This window comes from Streptomyces sp. 11-1-2 (assembly GCF_003595545.1).
GTDB lineage: Bacteria > Actinomycetota > Actinomycetes > Streptomycetales > Streptomycetaceae > Streptomyces > Streptomyces hygroscopicus_B.
Genome location: NZ_CP022545.1, coordinates 10,923,009 through 10,944,072, shown reverse-complemented (window position 1 = coordinate 10,944,072; position 21,064 = coordinate 10,923,009). Strand labels below are relative to the sequence as shown.

Here is a 21,064-nt window from a genome sequence, read left to right as displayed (position 1 = left end):
AGACGGTCTACGTTACTGTAGACGCTCGCAGGACAGAGGTCGTTCCCAACACCTTGCCGATCCGCGCCAATGACCGGCGGGCGAGCACCGTGGTCACGGCTGTGACCACCGCGACGCCAGTAGGCGGGCGATCACCGGCGTGACCAGGATGACCGCCAAGAGCCGCAGGCTCTGCACGGTCGAGACCAGCGCGACGTCCGCGTGGGAGGAGACCGCGGTGGCGAGGACCGCGTTGATTCCCCCGGGGGTCGTGGCGAGGTAGGCGTCCATGACCGGAGTGCCCGTCACCCCGGCGAAAACCCACGCCAGCCCGGCGCAGCCGAGACAGACGACCGCCATGCAGATCAGGACCGAGGGCAGGAGACGTCGCACGCTGAGGAGCGTCCGGCGGGTGAACCGCACGCCCACGTCGAGGCCGACGAGGACGAAGACGGCGTTCTGAAGCACCCCGACCGGAGCGAAGCCGGGCACGACGCCGCTGAGCGTCGCGGCCAGGGCGACCAGCATCGGGCCGATCAACAGTGGCGTGGGCACCCGCAGCCGCCGACCGGCCCAGGAGCCGGCGACGGCGATGACGGCGAGGGTGAACAGGCCGGTGAGCTGGTCCGACCCGGCGACGACGTGGAGCAGGCCGGATCCGGCGCCACCGCCCGCGCTCGGGTGACCGCCTGCCGCCGAGGACGCGGAGATCATCCAGTGGGCAACCAGTGGGGCAGTGGTGGCGACGAGACCGACGCGCAGGTACTGAGTGAAGGCGACGAGCCGCACATCGGCCTTCAGCTCATCGGCGCAGGTGACGATCGCGGCCGAACCGCCGGGCACCATGCCGAGAACGGCGCTGGGCCGACTGATACGGCCACCGCGGGCCAGGAACCAGGCGACCGTGACGCTCAGCGCGATGGTGGCCGCGGTGACCACGGTCAGCGGCAGCGCGACGGGCGCGGCGGAGACGAGGGCGGACGGGGTGAGGTAGCTGCCCATGAGGGCGCCGACCAGTGCCTGCGAGGCCCGGTTGGCCGGTGTCGGGAGCCGGTCGCGGACCACTCCGCACAACGCCAGGACGGCGCCGACCAGCAGTGAGGCCAGCAGATAGGGGGCGGGAACGCCGAAGGCGTCCCCCGCGAGGCCCGCGGCGTACCCCCCGGCGATGATCAGAGCCCAGATGCCGGTGGGAGCTGGGCGGGGGACGCGGGGCTCGGAGATGCGCGGGGCGGGCTTCGGCGCGGTACCGGCGGTGGAGGACGGAGGTTCGTCCGTACGCCGCGGCGCGGAAGTCGGTGCCACGATGGGCGCCTTTCGTCGGATCGTGCAGGTCCGTTGGACTTGACGCCTGCGTGAAGCAGGCACTTCCCACTGTGGCGGATACGGCCTGTGCACAGCCTGAGAGCGCTGAGTGAGCGCTGAGGAGACCCTGAGAGCCCGCTGAGAGACGCGCGGCCGACCTGCGGTGCGGCCTCTAGACTCGCAATCGAGGATCAGCCTTCCGGGCGCCCCGTCGGTTCGGCGATGAGGTGATGTCGCGTGCGCGTGCTGGTTGTCGAGGTCGAGCAGAACATCGCCGCCGCCGTGGAGCGCGGACTGCGCTCCGAGGGGTTCGCCGTCGACATCGCCGGAGACGGCGAGAAGGCTCTCAGTCTGATCAGGCGCAACGACTACGCCGTGATCGTGCTGGACCTGATGCTGCCGGGCCGCAACGGCTATGACGTCTGCCGGACCCTGCGCGCGGCGGGCATCACCACCCCCGTTCTGATTCTCACGGCCAAGGACGGGGAGTACGACGAAGCGGACGCGCTGGACCTCGGCGCGGACGACTATCTGACGAAGCCGTTCTCGTTCGTGGTGCTGCTGGCCCGGGTCCGCGCGCTGCTGCGCCGCAGCGCCCCGCAGCGGTCGCCGGTACTCCATGCGGGTGATCTCTGGCTGGATCCGGCCGCCCACCGGTGCGGCCGGGGCGACGAGCACCTGGATCTGACGCCGCGCGAGTTCGGACTGCTGGAGTTCATGCTGCGCCACCCCGACACGGTGGTGAGCAAGACCGACCTGCTCGCTCAGGTCTGGGACGCGTGGTTCGAAGGCGACCCCAACATCGTCGAGGTCTACGTCGGCTACCTCCGGCGCAAGATCGACATCCCCTTCGGCCGGTCCGCCATCGAGACGGTGCGCGGCATCGGCTACCGGCTGGACGCAAAGGGCGGCTGAATGTCCCGGCGCCTTCCCGTCGGGCGTCCGGCATTCGGCCGGCTGCGGCGGCTGACCCGGAGGCTGAGTCTGCGGACCCGGGTCACCATGTGGGCCACGATGGTCGTCGCGATCGCGATGGTCGCGGCCGGACTCGGCCTGCTGCTCGGTCTCCAGCACTCCATGTGGCAGGACCGGGACAGCACCGGCCGCCAGCGGCTGTCCGACGTCACGTCCCTCATCCGGCACGACCGGCTGGGTTCCCTCATCCCTTCCAGCGGCGGGGACGACGATGTCGTCGAGGTGCTCGACAGCCACGGGAAGGTGCGGGCCAGCTCCGACTTCGACACGCCCCCGGGCAGTCCCAGCGGCTTCCCGACCCCCCTCCCCCGGCGGGTGCTCGCCGGGCATCCCACCACCCTCCGTGGCCTCGGCGTCGGTGACGGAGGTGACTTCCGTGTGCTGGCCCGGCCGATCCGTATCGACGGCCGGCCCTCCACGATCGTCGTGGGGGTGTCCCTGGCCCAGGCCGAGCACACCCTGTCCAGCCTGACCACCGGCCTGGTGATCGGAGCGCCCGCGCTGACCGCGCTGGTGGCATGGACGATCTCGCTCACCGCCGGCCGCACACTGCGCCCGGTGGAAACCCTGCGCCGCCAGGCAGCCGACATCACCGCGACCGATCTGCACCGCCGCCTGGACCTGCCCGCCTGCCAGGACGAGGTCCACGCGCTCGGCGCCACCCTCAACGACATGCTCGCCCGCCTCGACGACGCCTCCATCGCACAGCGCCGCTTCGTCGCCGACGCCGCGCACGAACTGCGCAGCCCGCTGACGGCCCTGCGGGCCCAGCTCGAGGTCATGTCCAGCTACCCCGACCCCGACCGGGACCCGCGGATGGCCGCCGCCCTGCTGGAGGACACGGTACGGCTGCACGACCTGGTCGAGGGGCTGCTGGCCCTGGCCCGCAGCGAGGACCCCGCCCGGTCGCGGTCCCAGGTCGCGCGCATCATCGACCTGGACGAGGTGGTGCTGGCCGAGGTCCGCAGGCAGCGCTCCCTGGCCGGGACGGACATCGACGCCCGACGGGTCTCGGGCGGGCGGGTGCGGGGCGACACCGAGGCGCTGCGCTGCGTCGTACGCAATCTGCTGGACAACGCCCGTCGCCACGCCGACCAGCAGGTACGGGTGACCCTGGGCGAACGCGGGGGCATCGTTGAACTCACCGTCAGCGACGACGGATCGGGCATCCCGGCCGCGGACCGGCTGCGGGTCTTCGAGCGCTTCACCCGGCTCGACGAGGCGCGGTCCCGCGAAGCCGGCGGTTCGGGCCTCGGCCTCGCCATCGTCGGTAAGGTCGTCACCGCGCACGGCGGCACCGCCCACGCCGACCAGGACCCCACGCCGGACGACGGCGGCCTCGGCGGGGCGCGCCTGGTGGTCCGCCTGCCGGCCGTTCCCCCGTCCGGCTGATCCTCCGCCCGGACCCAGGGCCACAACTCCGGCACCACCCGGGCGGACCTCCTGCGAACCGCGCGCCGGCCTCCGCCCTCACCTTGGCGGGGGCACGTGGCCTCGCGGCGCCTTTCACCGGACTCGGCCGCCGGCTCCTGACCGTCTGGCCTCGAGCCCGTCGAGGCTGCCGTACGGCAGTCAGGATGTGTTCAGATATTCGGTGGCACGGTCGGGCCTCATGACATCCGAGACTCCTGAGACCTCCACGGCCCGCGGCCCTGCCGCTGCCTCGTCCGGTCACCGCCTCCGCTGGAACAAGGTGCCCGAAGTCACCGTGTACTTCTGGGTGATCAAGGTGCTGTGCACCACGGTGGGCGAGACCGCGGCCGACATGTTGAACGAGAAACTGGGCTTGGGTCTGACCGGTGTGTCGCTGCTGATGAGCGTGGTGCTGGCGGTTGTACTGGTCGTCCAGTTCCGCACCGCCGCGTACCGGCCGGGCGTGTACTGGCTCGCCGTGGCTCTGATCAGCATCGTCGGCACTCTGATCAGCGACAACCTCACGGACAACTTGGGCGTACCACTCACGACGAGCACCACAGTGTTCGCGGTCGTCCTCGCGATCGTGTTCACCGTCTGGTATCGCCGCGAGCGGACCCTGTCCATCCACAGCGTCGACTCCCTGAGCCGCGAGTCGTTCTACTGGCTCGCGGTGTTGTTCACCTTCGCGCTGGGTACCGCGGCGGGCGACCTGGTGGCCGAGCGCATGGACTTGGGCTACTGGCTGTCCGCGGTGCTGTTCGCCCTGGTGATCGTGGCCGTCGCGGTGGCGCGCTTCACACTCGACCTGAACGCGGTGTGGAGCTTCTGGATCGCGTACGTCCTCACCCGCCCGCTCGGCGCATCGGTGGGCGACTACCTCTCCCAGCCGACCGGGGCCGGCGGCCTGGGCCTTGGCACCGTGGTCACCAGCGTGCTGTTCCTCGCGGTCATCCTCGGCCTGGTCGCGTATCTGGCGGTGACACGGAAGGACGTCATCGAGCCGGAGCGCCTCGGCGGGCGGGCGGCGTGAGTGGTCGGCAGCAGTTCCATCTGCGTGCGGACCGCCGATCGCGAGGGAGGGGCCAACAGCGCCACCCGCTTCGACGCGGCGGCCACCGGGTCAGCCGGTCGGCAGGCTGACCATGAACCTCGCCCCGGACGTGTGCCCGCTGTCATAGGACACCTCGCCACCGGCCGAGCGGGCCAGGCGGGCGGCGATCAGGAGCGGGCCGAGGGAAACAGCAGGGACTGGGCACTGAGGATGTTCACCGCGAGCCGCCATGCTTCGGCGAAAGGGGGTGCGGCCATCGGCGCGAGCCCTCTCATACTGGATGGATGGACGGGTACGGCCGAGACGGCACACCCATTGACTACAATCCTGTAGACGTCCTGCTGAACTGTAGGCGATGGCTGGGTGAGGAACGTTCCCATGACCGACGAGAAGGACGAACGGCGTCCGGGGCGAGTTGGAAGCCGCCGTCATGGCGGCCCTGTGGGCCGTTGACGCACCGCTCACCCCGGCCCGTGTGCAGCGCGAGCTCGGTGTCGGCCTGGCACGTACGACGGTGACGACGATCCTGTCCCGCCTGCACGACAAGGGCTTCGTCGGTCGGGAGCGGCAGGGCCGCGGCTACGCCTACTTCGCCGTCCAGGACGCCCCCGGGCTCACTGCCCGGCGCATGCACGGGGAGCTGGCGCGGGACACCGACCGGGCGACGGTTCTGGCTCGGTTCGTCGCCCAGCTCAGTGCCGACGACGAGCAGGTGCTGCGGCGGCTGCTGGACGGGGACGAGCAGTGATCGCCTCGCTGCTGGTCCCCCTGCTGCTGCCCTTCGCGGCACCGCCGTCGGCCCGGCGCGCCCTTGCCCGCCTGGACCCGGTCACCGCGCTGTGGGCGCTGACCGCCTCCGCTCTGGTGCTGGCCGGTGCGTGCGTGGCCGCCCTGGGCGCTCTCGTGCTGACCGGGCTGCTCAGGGTTCCTCTCTTCGCGACGCTCGGCGAGCTTGTCCACCCTCTGCGGACGCCCTCCGACCTGCTCATTCTGCCTGCGGCCTCGCTGGCCACCGGCGCACTCGCCGTCGGCGCCTGGGCCCTTGGGCGTTCGGCCGTTCGCCAGGTCGGCGCCTTCCGCGCTGCCCGCACCCAGGCCGAAGCCCGCCCTGCCGTGGGTGATCTGTGCGTCATCGACTCGCCTCACCCGGACGCCTACGCGCTGCCCGGCCGCCCGCAGCGCATCGTCGTCACCACCGGCATGCTGCGCAGCCTCGGCCCGGCCGAGCGCGAGGCCCTCTTCGCCCACGAACGCGCCCATAACCGAGGCGGCCACCACTATTTCCTCGCCGCCGCCGAAATCGCCGCCCACTGCCACCCCGCCCTGCGCGGGCTGCGCACCGACATCCGGTTCGCCGCCGAACGCGCCGCCGACGAGGCCGCCGCCGGCGCCGTCGGCGACCGGCACCTCACGGCCAGGGCCATCGCCCGCGCCGCGCTGGCCGGCCACGCCTCCCGTTCCGCCCGCCCGGACTTCGCCTCCGGGGCGACCGCCGGCCCGGTCCCCCAGCGCGTCGCCGCGCTCCTGGCGCCCGTGGGACGGCCGGCCCCGGCCAGGCGCTGGACCGCGCTGCTCCTCGCCGTCTGCGCACTCCTGTCGGCAGGCGCCGCGACGGCCGGTGTGCTCACCTTCCACCACGAAGTCGAAGTCGCCCAAGGCGAGGAGAGCCGCTGACCAACCGGCTCTGGGTTACCTCGAACCCGCGCCGTTCAGAAACGCGTCGCGGCAGGTTTTGACCTTGACGTCCGGCGCGGGGGAAGTAGCGGGCCGCAGGGCGCCGATGCGACCGGTGCGCCGCAGCCGCGGCCGCAACCCCGAGCAGGTGGACGCCTTGCTGCACCAGGCTCACCAGGAGTCCCGGGAGGTCATCACCGAACTCCGGGAGGCTACCTGGCGGATCTATCCCTCCGCCCTGGACAGCCTGGGGCTGAAGGAAGCACTCAGCGGGGTCTCCGAGCGGTGCTCCCTTCCCATCCGCATGGACTTCGAGGTCGACGGTGCGCTGCCACAGACGGTGGAAACCGCCGCGTACCTCGTGGTCTCGGAGTGCGTGACCAACGCCGCCAAGATCAGCCTGCTCGTGCTGTCGCAGCACGTGGAGCGCAACTACGCGGCTCAGCTCCTGGCCTCCAACGCGGAGCGGGTCGGGTATCTCCTGAAGGACCGCGTCGCCCAGGTCGAGGAGTTCCTGGACGCGCTGGAGCGGATCCACGCGGGTGGCGCGGCCATCGACCCGGAGGTCGTGCGTCAGCTGGTCATCCGCACCACGCACGGTGACCCGCTCGCCCGGCTCACCCCGCGCGAGCGCAGTGTTCTGGAGACGCTGGCGCAGGGCCACACCAACACGGCCATCGCGCAGAAACCGCATATCTCGCTGAACTCGGTGGAGAAGAACCTCAACACGATTTTCGACAAGCTCGACCTGGCGCATACCGCCGGCTACAGCCGGCGGATCCTGGCGGTCCTGCGGTATCTGGAGTCCTGAGGCGCGCGACGGGCGAGGGCATGGAACCGAGGTGCTCGACGACGTGTTCCCACACGTCGTCGAGATCCTCTCGGCGTCCGAGACACCACCGGGCTGTCCGGGGCCCCACGTCCGGGCGGGCACAGCCCGGTGCCGTCACTGGAAGGAGTACGGGTTGAGCGCGTCCTCCGGCAGGTGTTCCAGCTGCACCCGGTCGCCGATACCGGCCTCCTCGGCGAGTTCGAGGAGCACGTCGAAGGCGACGTGATCCTCCAGGGCGAATCCGGTCGAGTCGAAGACGGTCAGCTCCTCCCGCCGCCCCGCGGCGAGCGCCGGGTCGGCGCACAGCGCGGGCAGCTCCGGGCCCAGCTCGCTCTGGTCGAGCTGCTGGCACTCACCCTCGCGCAGCGCCTGCCCCCGGTGGTCGGGGGTGACGAAGGCGGACTTCAGCACGGACAGCGGCACCTCGTACTTGCCGATCAGGTCGGCGCCTATGGCGTTGATGTGGGCGTGCGGACGCAACCGCTCACCGTGGAGTACCGGGCCGTCCCCGACCCCGACCGAGGTGACGGTGCAGATGATGTCCGATGCCGCCTCGATCTCCGTGACGGATGCCACCTCCACGTCGATGCCGAGGAATTCCACGCGCTCGGCGAAGGACTCGGCGTGGGCGGGCTCGATGTCGTGGACGAGGATCCGGTCCAGCCGGAAGACCCGGCTGAGGGCATGGGCCTGGGTCACCGCCTGGGCACCGGCGCCCACCAGGCCGAGGACCCGGCTGTCGGGGTGGGCGAGCAGACGGCTGGCGATGGCGGACACGGCGCCGGTGCGGACGGCGGTGGGCAGGATCCCGTCGCCGACGGCCAGCAGACGGCCGGTCACGTCGTCGTAGCGGGCCATCGTCCCGATGATGGTGGGGAGCTGATGGGTGGACGGATTCGTGGGGGTGTACGCCACGGTCTTGATGGTGATCGAGTCGCCGGGCTGATGGTGCGGCATCCATTCGAGGACGGCCGTGTTCCGAGGACCGCGCAGGAATCCGTCCCGCGCCGGGGTGATGCCCCATCGACTTTCCGCACGGAACGCCTCATCGAGCCGGTCGATCATCCGGTCCATGAAAAGGTCCAATCCCTTTCCCTGGACGATCTTGGCAACATGTTGCCGAGTGAGGACCGTGGTTTCCATTGTTTCCCCTTGATTCTCATCACGGTGCGGCATTTACCTGCCAATGGATTTTTCGCTCCATTGGAAAGGACGAACCGGAATATGAAACTAGCAATAAGGCCGCCACCGATGCTTCGGCGAGCTCCTGGCCGCAACCGGAGCGAGCCACTCTGACCACATACACCGACCGCGGACGCAACCGCGTGCTTCTCGCCGGACCGGCCGAAATCATGGCAAGTAGCTGCCATCGGGCATGAGCCGTGGAGGTGGGATTAGGGTGGAAGTGTCATCGCGCGGATGTCCGTCACAGGCCGATGAACGGATCGAGGCAATGCCCAGAGCGACCAAGACACCACCTCCCACCAGCGCAGACTCCCGGGCACCGGCTCGGGCCGCGAGGAGAGGATCCCACGGGCCGCGCGCCGCGGCCGACCGCGTCTGCGCGCGTCATTCGGTGACCGTCCACTTCGGGGGGCGGCGGGTGGAACTTCCGTCGGAGGAACAGCTCTGCTTTCTCGCGGGCGTCGGCCTGCTCGCCGCGGTCGAGGTCATCGAATGGCCGGTGGCGGCGGCCATAGCGGTCGGGCACGGGCTGGCCCACAGCCAGCACGGCAAGGCGCTGCGCGAGTTCGGAGAGGCACTGGAAGAGGCATGACGGAGTACCCGCCGGACTATCCCGCGATGATCGTTCCGGTCGGGCAGGTGGAGCCCGTACCGCGCCGCATCCGCGGCTACGTCGGCGGTCGCCTCGTCTTCGACACCGTGCGGGCGCGCTATGTGTGGCTCTGGCCGGGCTATCCGCAGTACTGCGTGCCCCGCGACGACATCGTCGAGGGGGCGCTGGTCGACGAGGACCGGAGCCTGACGCTGAAGGTCGGCGGAGCGCGCCGCCAGACCCTCCAACTGGGCTCGCTCACCCGCCCGGGCGCGGCATGGGAGTGGGCCGAGGACGCGCCCTCCGGCATCGTCGGCCATGTCACCTTCCGGTGGGAGGCCATCGACGCCTGGTTCGAGGAGGACGAGCAGGTGTTCGTCCACCCCAGGAGCCCCTACACCCGCGTCGACGCGCTCCGGTCGGGCCGCGGCGTCCGCGTCGAACTGGACGGCACCGTGCTCGCCGACGCCCCGAACTCGGTGATGGTGGTGGAGACGGGACTTCCGACGCGCTACTACCTGGACCGGGTGTATCTCGACTGGACGCGCATGGAGCCCACCGACACCGTCACCAGCTGTCCGTACAAAGGGACGACGAGCGGCTACTGGTCTGTCCGCACCGACACGGCCACCTACCCGGACCTCGCCTGGGCCTACGACTTCCCGACCCGGCAGGTATCCCCCATCGCGGGGCTGGTCGCCTTCTACAACGAAAGGGTCGACCTCTACCTGGACGGACGGCCGCTCCCCCGCCCCGCCCCGGTCACCAGGGCGATCTGGGAGACGGAACAGCGATAGTCGGCAACACCCCGATGGCACGGTGGTTCCGTCCCCACCGCCGTGGGGACGGAACCACCGTGCCATCGGGGAGCGTCACTTGACGCCGATATGCGCTCCGGGACCGAGCGGCAGGTCCAGGCCGTAGAAGATGCCGAGGATCGCCAGCCACACGATCAGGAACGGCACCACGAAGATGGCGAGCCGGGAGATGAGGGTCCCCAGGCGGGCTTCCGGTTCGTATTCACGGACCATCGCCAGGATGAGGAGGAGATACGGGTTCATCGGGGTGATGGCGCCGGTCGCCGAGTCACCGATACGGAAGGCCGCCTGGCTGAGCGCCGGACTCATGCCCATCAGCATGAACGCCGGGATGAACACGGGACCGACCAGGGACCACAGGGCGGATCCGGAGAGGATCACCAGGTTGAGGCAGGAGGCCAGCAGAACGAAGGCGATGATCGCCCAAAAGCCGGTCACACCGATGGCGTTGAACAGCGCGGCGGCCTTCACCGCCAGCAGCACCCCGAGGTTGGACCAGGTGAAGACCGCGATGACCTGGGCCGCGAAGAACATCATCACGATGTAGCCGGACATGTTCTTCACCGAGTCGGTCATCGCGGTGACCACATCCTCGGTGCCGGTGAGCTTCTTGACCGTGAAGCCGTAGGTGAGCCCGGCGAGCAGGAAGGCACCGAAGAGGACCGGGACGACACCGCTGAGCACGGGCGAGGGCACGAAGGCGCCGCCCTCTCCGCGCAGCGGGGCGCCCGGCGGCAGCCAGAGCGCGAGGACCGCCGCCAGGTACAGGCCGACGACCACGCAGGTGTACGCGAGCCCCTTGCGCTGCACCGGGGTGAGCGTCAGGTCCTCCCGCGGGGTCTCGCCACTCTCGGCCGCCTGGTAGGGGGCAAGGCGTGGTTCGAGGACGCGGCTGATGAGGAATCCGCCGAGCAGTCCCAGGACGACACTGCTGGCGGCGGTGAAGAAGTAGTTGATGAGCACGTGGATATGCAGGCCCTCGGCGGCCGGGAGCACCGAGGCCGCCTGCTGGGTGATGCCCACGTACAGGGCGTCGAGCGAGCCGATGGTGAATCCGGCCGCGTAGCCCGCGGTGACACAGGCGAAGCCGCCGATGAGGCCCGCCACCGGATGGCGTCCGGCGCTCTTGAACACCAGGGCCGCCAGCGGGGGCAGCACGATGGCGCCGACGTCGCTCATCATGTGCGCCTGGCTGGCGATGACCGCCACCGCGTACGGCAGCACGGCGCGCGGCACCCGGGCCAGTGAGGCCCGCATCGCGGTCTCCAGCAGGCCGGTCTTCTCCGCGAGTCCGACCACCATCATCAGCACCAGGACGGCGCCGATCGGCGGGAACGTGGCGAAGTTGGGGATCAGGTTCTCCAGCAGCCAGCGCAGCCCCTCACCGGTGAGCAGCCCGCCGATGTCCCTGGTGTCATCGGTGCCGGGGACGGTGACGGAGACGCCGATGAGGGCGAGGACGGTGGAGAGGACGGCCAGCAGCACGAAGAGCCCGGCGAACAGGACGATGGGATTGGGCAGTGCGTTGCCGGCCCGTTCGATGAAGGAGAGGACACGGTCGAGGCCGCCGCGCCGCTCCTTGTCCGGGGAGGTGCCCTCGGGGGCGGGCAGTCCGGTCACCGCCGGCATCAGGGCCGCCTTCCGGCTGGCGTGGCCGACGGCAGAAGGCCCTTGGTGTCCTTGCGGACATGGCCGTCCTGCACGACGCACACGACGTTGGCGGGATCGCCGAGGACACCGATGTCCGCGAGCGGGTCTCCCTCGCAGACGATGAGGTCGGCGACGCGGCCGGGGGCCAGCGTGCCGAGCCGGTCGGCGACGCCGAGGAGTTCGGCGGCGGTCCGGGTGCCGGCCACGATGGCGTCCATCGGGTCCATGCCCAGGTCGACGAGGTAGCTGAGCTCCATCAGGTTCTGTCCGTGCGGGCAGACGGCGGCGTCGGTGCCGAGCGCGATCCGGGTTCCCTGCTCGATGGCGCGGGAGATGTTCTCCTTGGTGATGCCGGACCAGCGCACCTTCTTCTCGTAGTGATAGGGCTCCATGGTGGCCTTGTCGATGCCCGCGTAGACGGTGGAGAGGGTCGGGACGACGAAGACGCCGCGCTCCCCCGCCATCTCCCGGGCCCGGTCGTCCAGGCCGTAGCCGTGCTCGATGCTGGTGACCCCGCCGCGGATGGCGTTGAGGATGCCCGCGTTCCCCTGGGCGTGCGCGGCCACCGGCTTGCCGCCGTGGCGCCGGCACTCGTCGACCACGGCGCGGATCTCCTCCTCCAGGAGCCCCTCGTCGTCCGGCTGGTCATACGGGCTTCCCATGCCACCGGTGGCACAGATCTTGACCAGGTCGGCACCCGCGCGCAGCACCTTGCGCACGGCCAGGCGCGCCTCGTCCACGGTGTCGGCCAGCTCGGACATCTCACCGCCGCTGAGGTCGGTGCCGTCGGGCAGGCGCACATCGGCGTGGCCACCGGTGTGGCTGATGATCCGTACGGCGGTGTGCACCCGGGGGCCCGTGATCCGCCCGGTCTCGACGGCGGTGCGGTACCCGGTGGCCAGGCCGCCCAGGTCCCGGACGGTGGTGACGCCCGCGTCGAGGGTCTGCCGCAGCCGGGTGGCGGTGTCGTAGGTGACCAGGACCGGGTCGAGTTCACCGCGGCGGGCGGGCGGTGTCGCATGGGCGTAGGCGAGGTGGGTGTGGCAGTCGAAGAAACCCGGCAGCACGGTGCGGCCGCCCGCGTCGATGACACGACCGGTGGAAGTGTCGCCGGAGGCCGGGGGCGCGGTCGCCGCCGGGCCCGCGTAGGTGATCGTTCCTTCGGCGTCGGCGATGACGACGGCGTCCGCGATCGGGGTCGCCCCAGTGCCGTCGATCAACGTGGCGTTCTCCACGCGCAGAGCGGTCCTGGTGGTCTCGGACGTGGTGGCATCCGTCATGAGCGAGATCTCACTCCTCGTTGGGGGAACTGGTGGGGAGGAGTGTCGATCCATCGCGTGTTTCGGGTGTTATCATGCAGCATTCCATCGAGATTCACATGCGATACGCAGAAAAGCGCCGCCCATGCAAACGCAGGATTACGCCGCGCATGACCTCGACGAGTTGGATCGTGGCCTCGTGCACGCGCTGCAGATCCATCCCAGGGCCCCGTGGACACTTGTCGGTGATGTCCTCGCGGTGAACCCGGTGACGGCCGCGCGACGCTGGCAGCGGCTCCAGGAGGCGGGGCTTGCCTGGGTGACCGCCTATCCCCAGCTCTCCGACTCCCGGATCGTGGTGACCGGCATCGTCGAGGTCGACACCGAGCCCGGGGTCGGGGAGGAGGTGGCCGAGACCCTGGCGGCCGAACCCTCGGTGGCCAACGTCAAGCTCACGGCGGGAAGCCGGGATCTGGTGATCGCGCTGCAGGCTGCGGACCTGGGTGACCTCGCCCAGCTCAGCACGGTCCTCTTCCGGGGCGCGCCAGGGGTGCGGGCGACACGTACGCATGTGACGACGGCCCTGCCCTCCGAGGGCAGCAGGTGGCGGCTTCGCGCCCTGGACGCCGCACAGTGTGCCCGGCTCGAGGCGGCGCTCCCGCCGGTTGAGCCGCTCCCGCCGGGGGCGACCGGCTGGGACCCCCTGGATGTGCGGCTCCTGGAGCTGCTGAGCGTCGACGGCCGCATGGCGATCAGCGACCTGGCGGAGCGCGCCGGAGCACCCCTGACCACGGTCCGCCGGAGGCTGCGGGGGCTGCTCGGCTCACGGGTGTGCCTGCGCTGCGACCTCGCCCGGCCCATGTCCGGGTGGCCGATGGCCGCGGTGTACTTCGCGTCCGTACCGGCCGAACGGCTGGAGGAGACCAGCCGGGCGCTGGCCGGGGTGCGGGAGGTCCGGTCATGTGCGATCACGGCGGGCCCGCACAACCTCGTGATCGACGTCTGGCTGCGCGCGGCCGGCGAGGTGCACGCCTTCGAGGCGCATCTGTCGAGGCGGCTGCCGCAGCTGACCATCGACGACCGTTCGGTGGTGCTGCGCACCGTCAAGCACATGGGCCGGCTGCTGGACCGAAGCGGCCACAGCGTGGGCAGCGTCCCGCTGCGCCCCTTCGCCACCCCGGCTCCCGGGAGTGCCGCGGCCACCTGATGCGCGGGCGCCCGGTCCCGGTCCGTGTGGGCATCGGACCTGTAGGGACGGGTCGGGACCGGTCGGGGGCACACCGGACGTGAAGGCGCTTTCCGCTGTTCGTGTGCGTGCCATCTGCCGGTACCTGCGGCCGGACACGCTGGGGCGCCATGGCACCTGTGCGCGCGACAGTCCAGGCCGTTCCGCTGGTGGCTACGGCCATCGTCATGCTCGACGCGGCCACCGACTTCTTCCCGGACGCCCCTCTGGTCGGCGTCATCACACCGGTGCGCCTTACCGTGCTGGCGGGGCTGGTCGCGACGGCGGTGACGGCGCCGCGGCTCGCCACGTTCCGCACCCGGCTCGACCCCGCCATCGCGCTGCTCCTCCTCAGCGCCATCGCCACCACCTACGTCGGCGGCCACCCCGACGCGCCGCTGCGCGCCCTGATGACCGCCCTCGCCACCTTCTACCTGCTGGTCGGGGTGCGGCGGGCGCAGCCCGAGTCCTGGCGGGCGGTCGCGCTGCTCGCGCTGGCCGCCGTGTCGGCCGCGGCCACCGCGGCGTTCGCTCAGGTGACCAACGAGGTGCCGACCGGCTTCTGCCGTACCGGTCTCTTCACCGACGTCGACTGCGACAGCGGCGGGCCCGGGTCGATGATCCGCGCCACCGGCACCTTCGCCAACCCCAACCTGCTCGCCGCGTTCCTGGTGCTGCTCACGCCGATCGCCCTGCTGGCCGCGGTGACGGTCGCCGAGCGCACGGCCCGCGTCGCGGTCGTGAGCGTGGGGCTCATCGGCTACGGCGCGGTGCTGACCACCTTCTCCCGGGCGGGCTGTGTCGCGGCGGCGGCGGGTCTGCTGGTGCTCGGCGGCGCGTACTGGCTCGCCCCCCGCCTCGGCCGGTGGGGGGTGCGGACGCTGACGGTCGTGGGGCTGGCCGGGCTGGTGGCCGTGACGGTGGCGCTGTGGGTGGTGTCGCGGGCCGGGGACGCGCTCGGCGTCCGCGGCCAGGCGTGGAAGGCGGCCGTCGACCTCGCCGTGGACCAGCCGCTCGGTGTCGGGCTGGGGCGGGCCGGGGACGCGGTTTCCGCCGCCGTACCCGGCGGCAGGACGTTCGTCCACGCCCACAACATGTGGCTGAACTGGCTGGCCGAAGCGGGCGTGGCCGGTCTGCTCGGCATGGTGCTGGTGACCGTGATCGCCGTCGCCACGGCGGTCCGCGCCGCCCGGGAGAAGTCCGTGGCCGGAGTCGTCGGGCTCGCCGCCCTGACGGGGTTCTTCCTCGCGGCCACGGTGGACCACCCGGCCAACCTGGACCGGATCGCCATGCTCTTCTGGCTGGTCCTCGGCCTCGTCATGGCCGAGGTCCCGGGCCGGTGGCGGGACTCGGGGACGCCCGCCCAGGCCCCCGCCCGCTCGGGCCGCCGCGCGCGGCGCCGCTAGGCCCTGTCCGGCGCTCTCTCGCCTGCCGGGCCGGGAGGGGTCCGGAGAGCGGACCGTTCGCCTGGTCCGGCCCGCTCGGCGGCGACGAGAGTGGGCGGGCGGTTCGTGTCTATGGGAAGGCGGCTCACAGCGATGGCGAACACGGTGCGGCGGGGCTATGTGCCCAGCCCCTTCGGGCAGTTGCACTACGCGGAGTGCGGGTCCGGCGAGGCGGTGCTGCTGCTGCATCAGACGCCGCGTTCCTGGACCGAGTACGCCGATGCGCTGCCCCTGGTGGGCCGGGCACACCGGGCCATCGCCATGGACACCGTGGGGTTCGGCGCCTCGGCCAAGCCCGAGGGGCCGCACTCGATCGAGCGGTTCGCCGACGGGGTGGAGGCGCTGGCCGATGGGCTCGGGCTGGAGACGTTCCACCTGGTGGGCCATCACACGGGCGGTGTGGTCGCGGTGGAGGTGGCCGCCCGGCTGGGCGACCGCGTCAGCAGTCTGCTGCTCTCGGCCACCGCCTTCGTCGACGAGGCCAAGCGTCAGGCGGCTCCCGGGCGCCCCCCGGTCGACCATGTCGATCCGAAGCCGGACGGCTCGCATCTGGTGGAGCTGTGGAACCGGCGCCGCGGCTTCTACCGGGCGGGCGAGGAGGCCGCTCTGACCCGCTATGTGATCGACGCGCTGAGCGTGCTGGACCGGGTGGAGGAGGGGCACCAGGCGGTGTACCGGTACCGGATGGAGGAGCGGCTGGCGCACATCACGGCCCCGGTGCTCGCCGTGTGCGCGCCGGAGGACCACTACTCGCTGCCCGCGCTGGAGAAGTTCGCGGCGGCGCTCGGCTGCGAGACCGCGGTCCTGCCCGGCGGCCACGTGCCGGCGCCCGAGCAGTTGCCCGGGGAGTTCGCCGACGTCGTCACCGCATGGGTGGACCGGCCTCGGTCGTAGCCCGGTCCCATGTCGTCTCCGTGACACCACGCCGCCGCAGCGCCGCCTTGCGCACCTTGCCGGTCTCGGTGAGCGGCAGCTCGCGCAGGATGTCCACGTAGCGGGGGGCGGCGAACGGGGGCAGCTCGAGCTCGCAGTGGCGGATCAGGTCGGCCGGGTCGAGAGTGCTGCCCGCGCGGGGCAGCACGGCGACCATCACCTCGTCCTCCGCCAGCTCGGACGGCACGGGGAAGACGGCGGCGTCGGCCACCGCGGGATGGCTACGGACGACCGTCTCGACCTCGCAGGAGGAGATGTTCTCCCCGCGGCGGCGGATGACGTCCTTGATGCGGTCCACGAACCGGAACCAGCCGTCGGGTTCGCGCACCACCCGGTCCCCCGTGCGCCGCCACGTGTCCGCGGGCTCCGCCGGCTCGCCCAGGTAGCCGGTGGCGAAGGCGTACGGCCGGTGGCTGCGCACCAGGAGCTCGCCGGGGGTGCCGTCGGGGACGGGGGTGAGCAGTTCGTCGACGACGCGGGCGTCGAAGCCGTCGCGCAGGGTGCCGATGTAGCCGGGCCGCTGTTGATCGGGCGTCGTGCCGATGACGAGGTTGGTCTCGGTGGAGCCGAATCCGTCGATCAGGGTGACGCCGAACCGCTCGCGGAACGGCTGCCAGGCGTGGGCCGGTGTCGCCGGGGAGAGTCCGCGTACGGCCCGGTGTGCACGGTCGTGCGGGCCCGGCGGCTGGGCCAGCAGCATCGGCACCATGGCGCCCAGCAGGTAGACCACGGTGGCCCCGGCCCCGGCCGCCTCGGTCCAGTACCGGGAGGCCGAGAAGCGGGGGGCGAGGGTGTACGCCGCCCCCACGGTCATCGCCTGTGCCAGCGCGTTCAGGGCGTTGGTGTGGAACAGCGGGAGGCAGGTGTAGAGGACGTCGTCCGCGGTGAGGCGCAGCGCGCCGGAGACGTTGCGCCCCCACCAGACGAACTGGGCGTGGGGGCAGCGGACCCCGCGGGAGGTTCCGGTGGTCCCGGAGGTGAAGAGGACGCACGCGGTGTCGCCGGGGCGGACGGGGGCCGCCGGCAGGGCGGGGCCGTGGCCCGGCCGGGGCACGTCGTCCGCTCCCGCGAGCCACAGCGTCCCCCGGTACCCGGCCGCCCGCAGGCGCTCCGCCGTCTCGTCCTCCGCGAGCAGATGGGTGGGGCGGGCCTGGTCCAGGACGTTCCGCAGCCCGCTGCCGCGCAGCCCCGTGTTCAGCGGGACCAGTTCGGCGCCGAGCCAGGCGGCGCCGAGGAACAGGTCGACGAGTTCGACCCGGTTGCCCGTCATCGCCGCGATGCGGTCGCCCGGGCGGCAGCCGCGGGCCGCGAGGGCCCCCGCCATGGTGGCGGCGGCCTCTCGCGCCTGGCGGTAGGTGCGGACGGTGTCCCCGATCCGCAGGAAGGGGCGGTCCCCGTGGTCCCGGGCCGCGGTGTGGAGCAGCCCGGGAATCGTCAGGGAGGTCACCGCAGCACCTCGCGCTCGCGCAGTTCGCGGATCCGCTCCGGTGGCAGCCCCGCGACATCGCGCAGCACATCGTCGGTGTCGGCGCCGAGCACGGGTGCCGCCGTGCGGACGCCGCCCGGTGTGCGGGTGAGCCGAATGGGCGGCCCCTCGTGCAGGAAGGCGCCCGCCACCGGGTGTTCCGCGCGGACGTAGAAGCCCCTGGCCCGCAGCTGCGGGTCCTGCTCGACGAGGTCGCGGCCGTCCTGCACCGCGCCCGCGGGTATGCCCCGTTCCTGGAGGAGTTCGGCGGCGGCGTCGGCCGGCAGGGTCCTGGCCCAGGTGGCGAGGGCGTCGTCGACCAGGTCGGTGTGGTGTGCGCGGTCGGCCGAGGTGCGGGTGCGTTCGTCGGTGGCGAGGTCCGGGTGCCCGATCACCGTGCACAGCCGGGCCCATTCGGTGTCGTCGCGGACGCTGACGGCCAGCCAGCGGTCGGCGCCGAGACAGCGGTACACGCCCTGCGGGCTCCATCGCGGATCGGTGTTCCCGGCGGGCTCGACGGGGTTGAGCAGGCTGGTGCCCATATGGGAGGCGATCGCCTCGAGCTGGGACAGGTCGATGTGCTGTCCGCGCCCGGTCTGCTCCCGGTGTTCCAGGGCGGCGGTGGTGGCGAGCGCGGCCTGCAGACCGGCGACGATGTCGCCGTGGCCGTAGATCACCCCGACCACGTCGTCCGGGCCCCATCCGGTCAGGCCGGTGAGCCCCGAGGAGGCCGACACGGTGTCCGCGTACGACACCCAGCCGCTGCGCGGGCCGCTGTGTCCCATGCCGGACATGCTGACGTACACCAGGCGGGGGTTGATCTCGCGGAGGGTGTCGTAGCCGAGGCCGAGTTTGGTCATGACGGTGGCGCTGAAGTTCTCCACCAGGACGTCGCAGGAGGCGATGAGGCCGCGCAGTACGGCAATGCCGTCCTCGGTGCGGGTGTCCAGGGCCAGGCTGCGCTTGTTGCGGTTGACCTCGTTGAAGTAGCCGTTGGTGTTCGGATCGGTGTGCGGGCCGCGGGACAGATGCATGAAGGGCGCGAACCGGGTGGGGTCGGGACGGCCCAGCGACTCGACCTTGATGACATCGGCGCCGTGGTCGGCGAGCACCTTGGTGCAGTAGGGCCCGGCGAGCACCCAGGTCAGGTCCAGGACGCGGACGCCGTGCAGGGCGGGCCGCGCGGGTTCCGCGGACGCCGCGGGCACCCGCGGCGTCGGCCGGTGCTCCTGCAGCAGCCGCTGGTCCGCGCCCAGTTCCGGGACGTCCAGCTCCTTGATCCGGTGGCCGTCCGGGAACGCGAAGGGGAAGCCCAGGTCGGTGCGGCCCCCGGCGCGGAGGAAGAAGTCACGGGCGGCGAGCTGCGGATTGCCGGGCATCTCGTGCGGCAGGTCGACGGACGCCCAGGGCAGCTTCCTGGACTGGGCGAGCTCGGCGAATTCGGCCTTCGGCCACCGGCCCGCGAAGTCCTGCACCACCTCGAAGACGTGCTCCTGGTACTTCTTGCGCTCCACCGGGTCCTGCCAGCGCGGCTCGGCGAGGTCGGCCTCGGCACCCTCCTCGCGCAGCCAGACGAGGAGCGCGTCCCACATGCGGGGGCTGCCGCCGAGGCCACCGCCCAGATAGCCGTCGGCGGCCCGGAACAGTCCGTGCGGAACCAGCGGATGCACCCGGCCGGGGCGTCCCGGCACCCGGTCCTCGTGCAGATAGGCGAGGGTGCCGGCCTCCAGGGCGGCGGCCGCGCACGCCTGGGCGGACACGTCGGCGAGCTGGCCCGGCCCCGTGCGCCGCGCCCGCAGGCCGAGCAGCGCGGCGATCGCGGCGTGCACCCCGGCGAGCTGCTCCGCCTGGTTCTCCGGAAGGCGCAGCGGCGGGCCGTCCGGGTCGCCGACCTGCGCGAGCATGCCGCCGAGCGCGGCGACCACCAGATCGGTGCCCTGCCAGTGGCTGCGGGGGCCCACGGTCCCGAAGGGGGTGACGCGGACATGGACGAGGTGGTCCAGGCCCGCGACGGCCTCCGGCGCACCGTCCGGAGTCCCGTCGAGGAGGACGTCGGCTCCCTTCACCAGGCGCCGCAGCTCCTCCGGGGACGCGGGGGTCACGGACCGTTTACCGGCGTGCCAGTGGACAAACGCGTCGCCGTTCAGTTCCCGCCGGGCCGGATCCCCCTCCTCGGGCTCGACCAGGACGACCTCATATCCGAGGCCGACCAGGAGCCGGCCCGCGAACCGGGTGAAGGGGCTGGACAGTTCGACGACGCGTACGGCCGGGTTGCTCACATCTCCTCCGCGGGATGCTCAGGCGTGCTGCTGGTTCAGGAAGCCGGTGACCGCCGTGTAGTAATCGTGCGGCCGCTCCTCCTGAAGGTGGTGGGAGACCTGGTCCATGATGTGCAGATTGCCCTTGGGGACCATGCGGGCGAGCATCAGCGGATAGTCGGGGGTGAGGAACGCGTCGTACATGCCCCAGATGAAGAGGGTGGGGGCCTGGATGGCGCCGAGCTCCGCGGTGAGGTCCTGCCAGTCGCCGCGGGGGTTGTCGGAGGCACCGGCGAGGGCGGTCTCCTCCGGGTCGAGGCTCTGCTCGTAGCGCAGGGTGACGGTGTCGTCGGGGATGGCACCGGCGTCGTACCACTCCAGGCGGGCGATCAGGTCCCGCATCTTCTCCCAGGAGGGGCCGGTGCCGCCGTAGTACACGTCACGGGCGTTGCGGCCGCGCCGGCCGCCCTCGGGCAGCGGGGCCAGCGGGCCGTGGAACACGGGCATGCTGCCGGTGATCGTCAGCGACCGGACCCGCTCGGGGTACTTCGCGGCCAGGTTCAGCGCGATGGTTCCGCCCCAGGAATTGCACACGAAGTCGGCGCGCTCGATGCCCAGGGTGTCGAGCAGGGCGACCGTCTTGGCGGCGTGATAGTCCCACATGGGGCCTTCGATGACGGGCTTGGCCGACTTGCCGTACTGCAGGATGTCCACGAGGAAGCAGTGGCGGTCCTGGGCGAACAGCGGTGCCACCTGTCCGAAGTCGGACCAGCCCGTGCACCCGGGGCCGCCGCCGTGGAGGAAGACCGTGGGGCTGCCGCCCGACGTGCCCAGCTCGATGTAGTGGTACGTGGCGCCGTCCGCTTCCGCGTGGGCGCCCTCCGGCGGCTTCTGGATGTTCATGAGGTCCATGCCCCGATGGTGTGGTGCCGGTGATCTCCGCCCAAGCGGTCCGGTCCGCTGAGCGGGCCGGTCTCGTGGTGACCGCCTCCGGGCGGTGGC

General features: G+C 71.7%; 17 protein-coding genes and 1 pseudogene. 11 read left to right on the top strand and 7 right to left on the bottom strand.

The window, feature by feature from the left end; translation table 11 throughout:
- Positions 1 to 93 precede the first annotated feature (93 nt).
- A complete protein-coding gene (locus tag CGL27_RS46525) occupies positions 94 to 1,284 on the bottom strand; it encodes an AbrB family transcriptional regulator (protein WP_119993775.1) in 1,191 nt (396 codons plus the stop codon).
- A gap of 237 nt (positions 1,285 to 1,521) precedes the next feature.
- Between CGL27_RS46525 and CGL27_RS46520 the strand changes: the two genes are divergently transcribed.
- From CGL27_RS46520 to CGL27_RS52705, 6 genes and pseudogenes are all read left to right on the top strand, one after another.
- Positions 1,522 to 2,199, top strand: coding sequence for a response regulator transcription factor (locus tag CGL27_RS46520; RefSeq protein ID WP_119993773.1), 678 nt, complete (start codon positions 1,522 to 1,524; stop codon positions 2,197 to 2,199).
- Complete coding sequence (locus CGL27_RS53340) at positions 2,200 to 3,651, top strand: ATP-binding protein (protein ID WP_119993771.1); 1,452 nt, start codon at positions 2,200 to 2,202, stop codon at positions 3,649 to 3,651. It begins immediately after the preceding gene.
- 220 nt (positions 3,652 to 3,871) lie between these two features.
- On the top strand, positions 3,872 to 4,705 hold the full coding sequence (locus CGL27_RS46510) for a hypothetical protein (RefSeq protein ID WP_119993769.1): 834 nt from the start codon (positions 3,872 to 3,874) through the stop codon (positions 4,703 to 4,705).
- A gap of 399 nt (positions 4,706 to 5,104) precedes the next feature.
- Positions 5,105 to 5,474, top strand: a pseudogene (locus CGL27_RS46495) (BlaI/MecI/CopY family transcriptional regulator).
- Entirely contained in the window at positions 5,471 to 6,400 is a 930-nt protein-coding gene (locus CGL27_RS46490) for a M48 family metalloprotease (RefSeq protein ID WP_119993767.1), read from the top strand. The pseudogene CGL27_RS46495 and the gene CGL27_RS46490 overlap by 4 nt, the downstream one beginning before the upstream one ends.
- 115 nt (positions 6,401 to 6,515) lie before the next feature.
- Positions 6,516 to 7,211 carry a LuxR C-terminal-related transcriptional regulator gene (locus CGL27_RS52705; RefSeq protein ID WP_240450873.1) on the top strand — a complete coding sequence of 232 codons (696 nt, stop codon included), beginning with the start codon at positions 6,516 to 6,518 and terminating at the stop codon, positions 7,209 to 7,211.
- 135 nt (positions 7,212 to 7,346) lie between these two features.
- On the opposite strand, the gene CGL27_RS46480 is transcribed toward CGL27_RS52705, so the two are convergent.
- The gene (locus CGL27_RS46480; RefSeq protein ID WP_240450872.1) at positions 7,347 to 8,306 is read right to left on the bottom strand and encodes an ornithine cyclodeaminase family protein; all 960 of its coding nucleotides are present in this window, start codon (positions 8,304 to 8,306) and stop codon (positions 7,347 to 7,349) included.
- A gap of 529 nt (positions 8,307 to 8,835) precedes the next feature.
- On the opposite strand from CGL27_RS46480, the gene CGL27_RS46475 reads away from it, so the two are divergent.
- Together CGL27_RS46475 and CGL27_RS46470 are read left to right on the top strand one after the other, a co-directional pair.
- On the top strand, positions 8,836 to 9,009 hold the full coding sequence (locus CGL27_RS46475) for a hypothetical protein (protein ID WP_159037914.1): 174 nt from the start codon (positions 8,836 to 8,838) through the stop codon (positions 9,007 to 9,009).
- Positions 9,006 to 9,806 carry a DUF427 domain-containing protein gene (locus CGL27_RS46470; RefSeq protein ID WP_119993764.1) on the top strand — a complete coding sequence of 267 codons (801 nt, stop codon included), beginning with the start codon at positions 9,006 to 9,008 and terminating at the stop codon, positions 9,804 to 9,806. Before CGL27_RS46475 ends, CGL27_RS46470 begins: the two co-directional genes overlap by 4 nt.
- 75 nt (positions 9,807 to 9,881) lie before the next feature.
- Here the strand turns inward: CGL27_RS46470 and CGL27_RS46465 are convergent, their stop codons facing one another.
- Together CGL27_RS46465 and CGL27_RS46460 are read right to left on the bottom strand one after the other, a co-directional pair.
- A complete protein-coding gene (locus tag CGL27_RS46465; RefSeq protein WP_078646192.1) occupies positions 9,882 to 11,456 on the bottom strand; it encodes an AbgT family transporter in 1,575 nt (524 codons plus the stop codon).
- A complete protein-coding gene (locus CGL27_RS46460; protein WP_119993762.1) occupies positions 11,456 to 12,757 on the bottom strand; it encodes an amidohydrolase family protein in 1,302 nt (433 codons plus the stop codon). The genes CGL27_RS46465 and CGL27_RS46460 overlap by 1 nt, the downstream gene beginning before the upstream one ends.
- 124 nt (positions 12,758 to 12,881) lie before the next feature.
- Between CGL27_RS46460 and CGL27_RS46455 the strand changes: the two genes are divergently transcribed.
- The 3 genes from CGL27_RS46455 (at position 12,882) to CGL27_RS46445 (ending at position 16,300) form a co-directional block, all read left to right on the top strand.
- A complete protein-coding gene (locus tag CGL27_RS46455; RefSeq protein WP_119993760.1) occupies positions 12,882 to 13,943 on the top strand; it encodes an Lrp/AsnC family transcriptional regulator in 1,062 nt (353 codons plus the stop codon).
- Between the two features lie 149 nt (positions 13,944 to 14,092).
- On the top strand, positions 14,093 to 15,367 hold the full coding sequence (locus tag CGL27_RS46450) for an O-antigen ligase family protein (RefSeq protein WP_119993758.1): 1,275 nt from the start codon (positions 14,093 to 14,095) through the stop codon (positions 15,365 to 15,367).
- Between the two features lie 132 nt (positions 15,368 to 15,499).
- Positions 15,500 to 16,300 carry an alpha/beta hydrolase gene (locus tag CGL27_RS46445; RefSeq protein ID WP_078646188.1) on the top strand — a complete coding sequence of 267 codons (801 nt, stop codon included), beginning with the start codon at positions 15,500 to 15,502 and terminating at the stop codon, positions 16,298 to 16,300.
- Here CGL27_RS46445 and CGL27_RS46440 read toward each other — a convergent pair.
- Genes CGL27_RS46440 through CGL27_RS46430 form a run of 3 tightly spaced genes read right to left on the bottom strand, consistent with a single transcriptional unit; the run spans position 16,269 to position 20,974 of the window.
- Positions 16,269 to 17,786: an AMP-binding protein gene (locus tag CGL27_RS46440; RefSeq protein WP_119993756.1), complete on the bottom strand. Its 1,518-nt coding sequence runs from the start codon at positions 17,784 to 17,786 to the stop codon at positions 16,269 to 16,271. The genes CGL27_RS46445 and CGL27_RS46440 overlap by 32 nt on opposite strands.
- A complete protein-coding gene (locus CGL27_RS46435; RefSeq protein WP_119993755.1) occupies positions 17,783 to 20,083 on the bottom strand; it encodes a CoA transferase in 2,301 nt (766 codons plus the stop codon). Before CGL27_RS46435 ends, CGL27_RS46440 begins: the two co-directional genes overlap by 4 nt.
- Positions 20,084 to 20,101: 18 nt before the next feature.
- Positions 20,102 to 20,974 carry an alpha/beta hydrolase gene (locus CGL27_RS46430; protein ID WP_119993752.1) on the bottom strand — a complete coding sequence of 291 codons (873 nt, stop codon included), beginning with the start codon at positions 20,972 to 20,974 and terminating at the stop codon, positions 20,102 to 20,104.
- Positions 20,975 to 21,064: the final 90 nt, after the last annotated feature.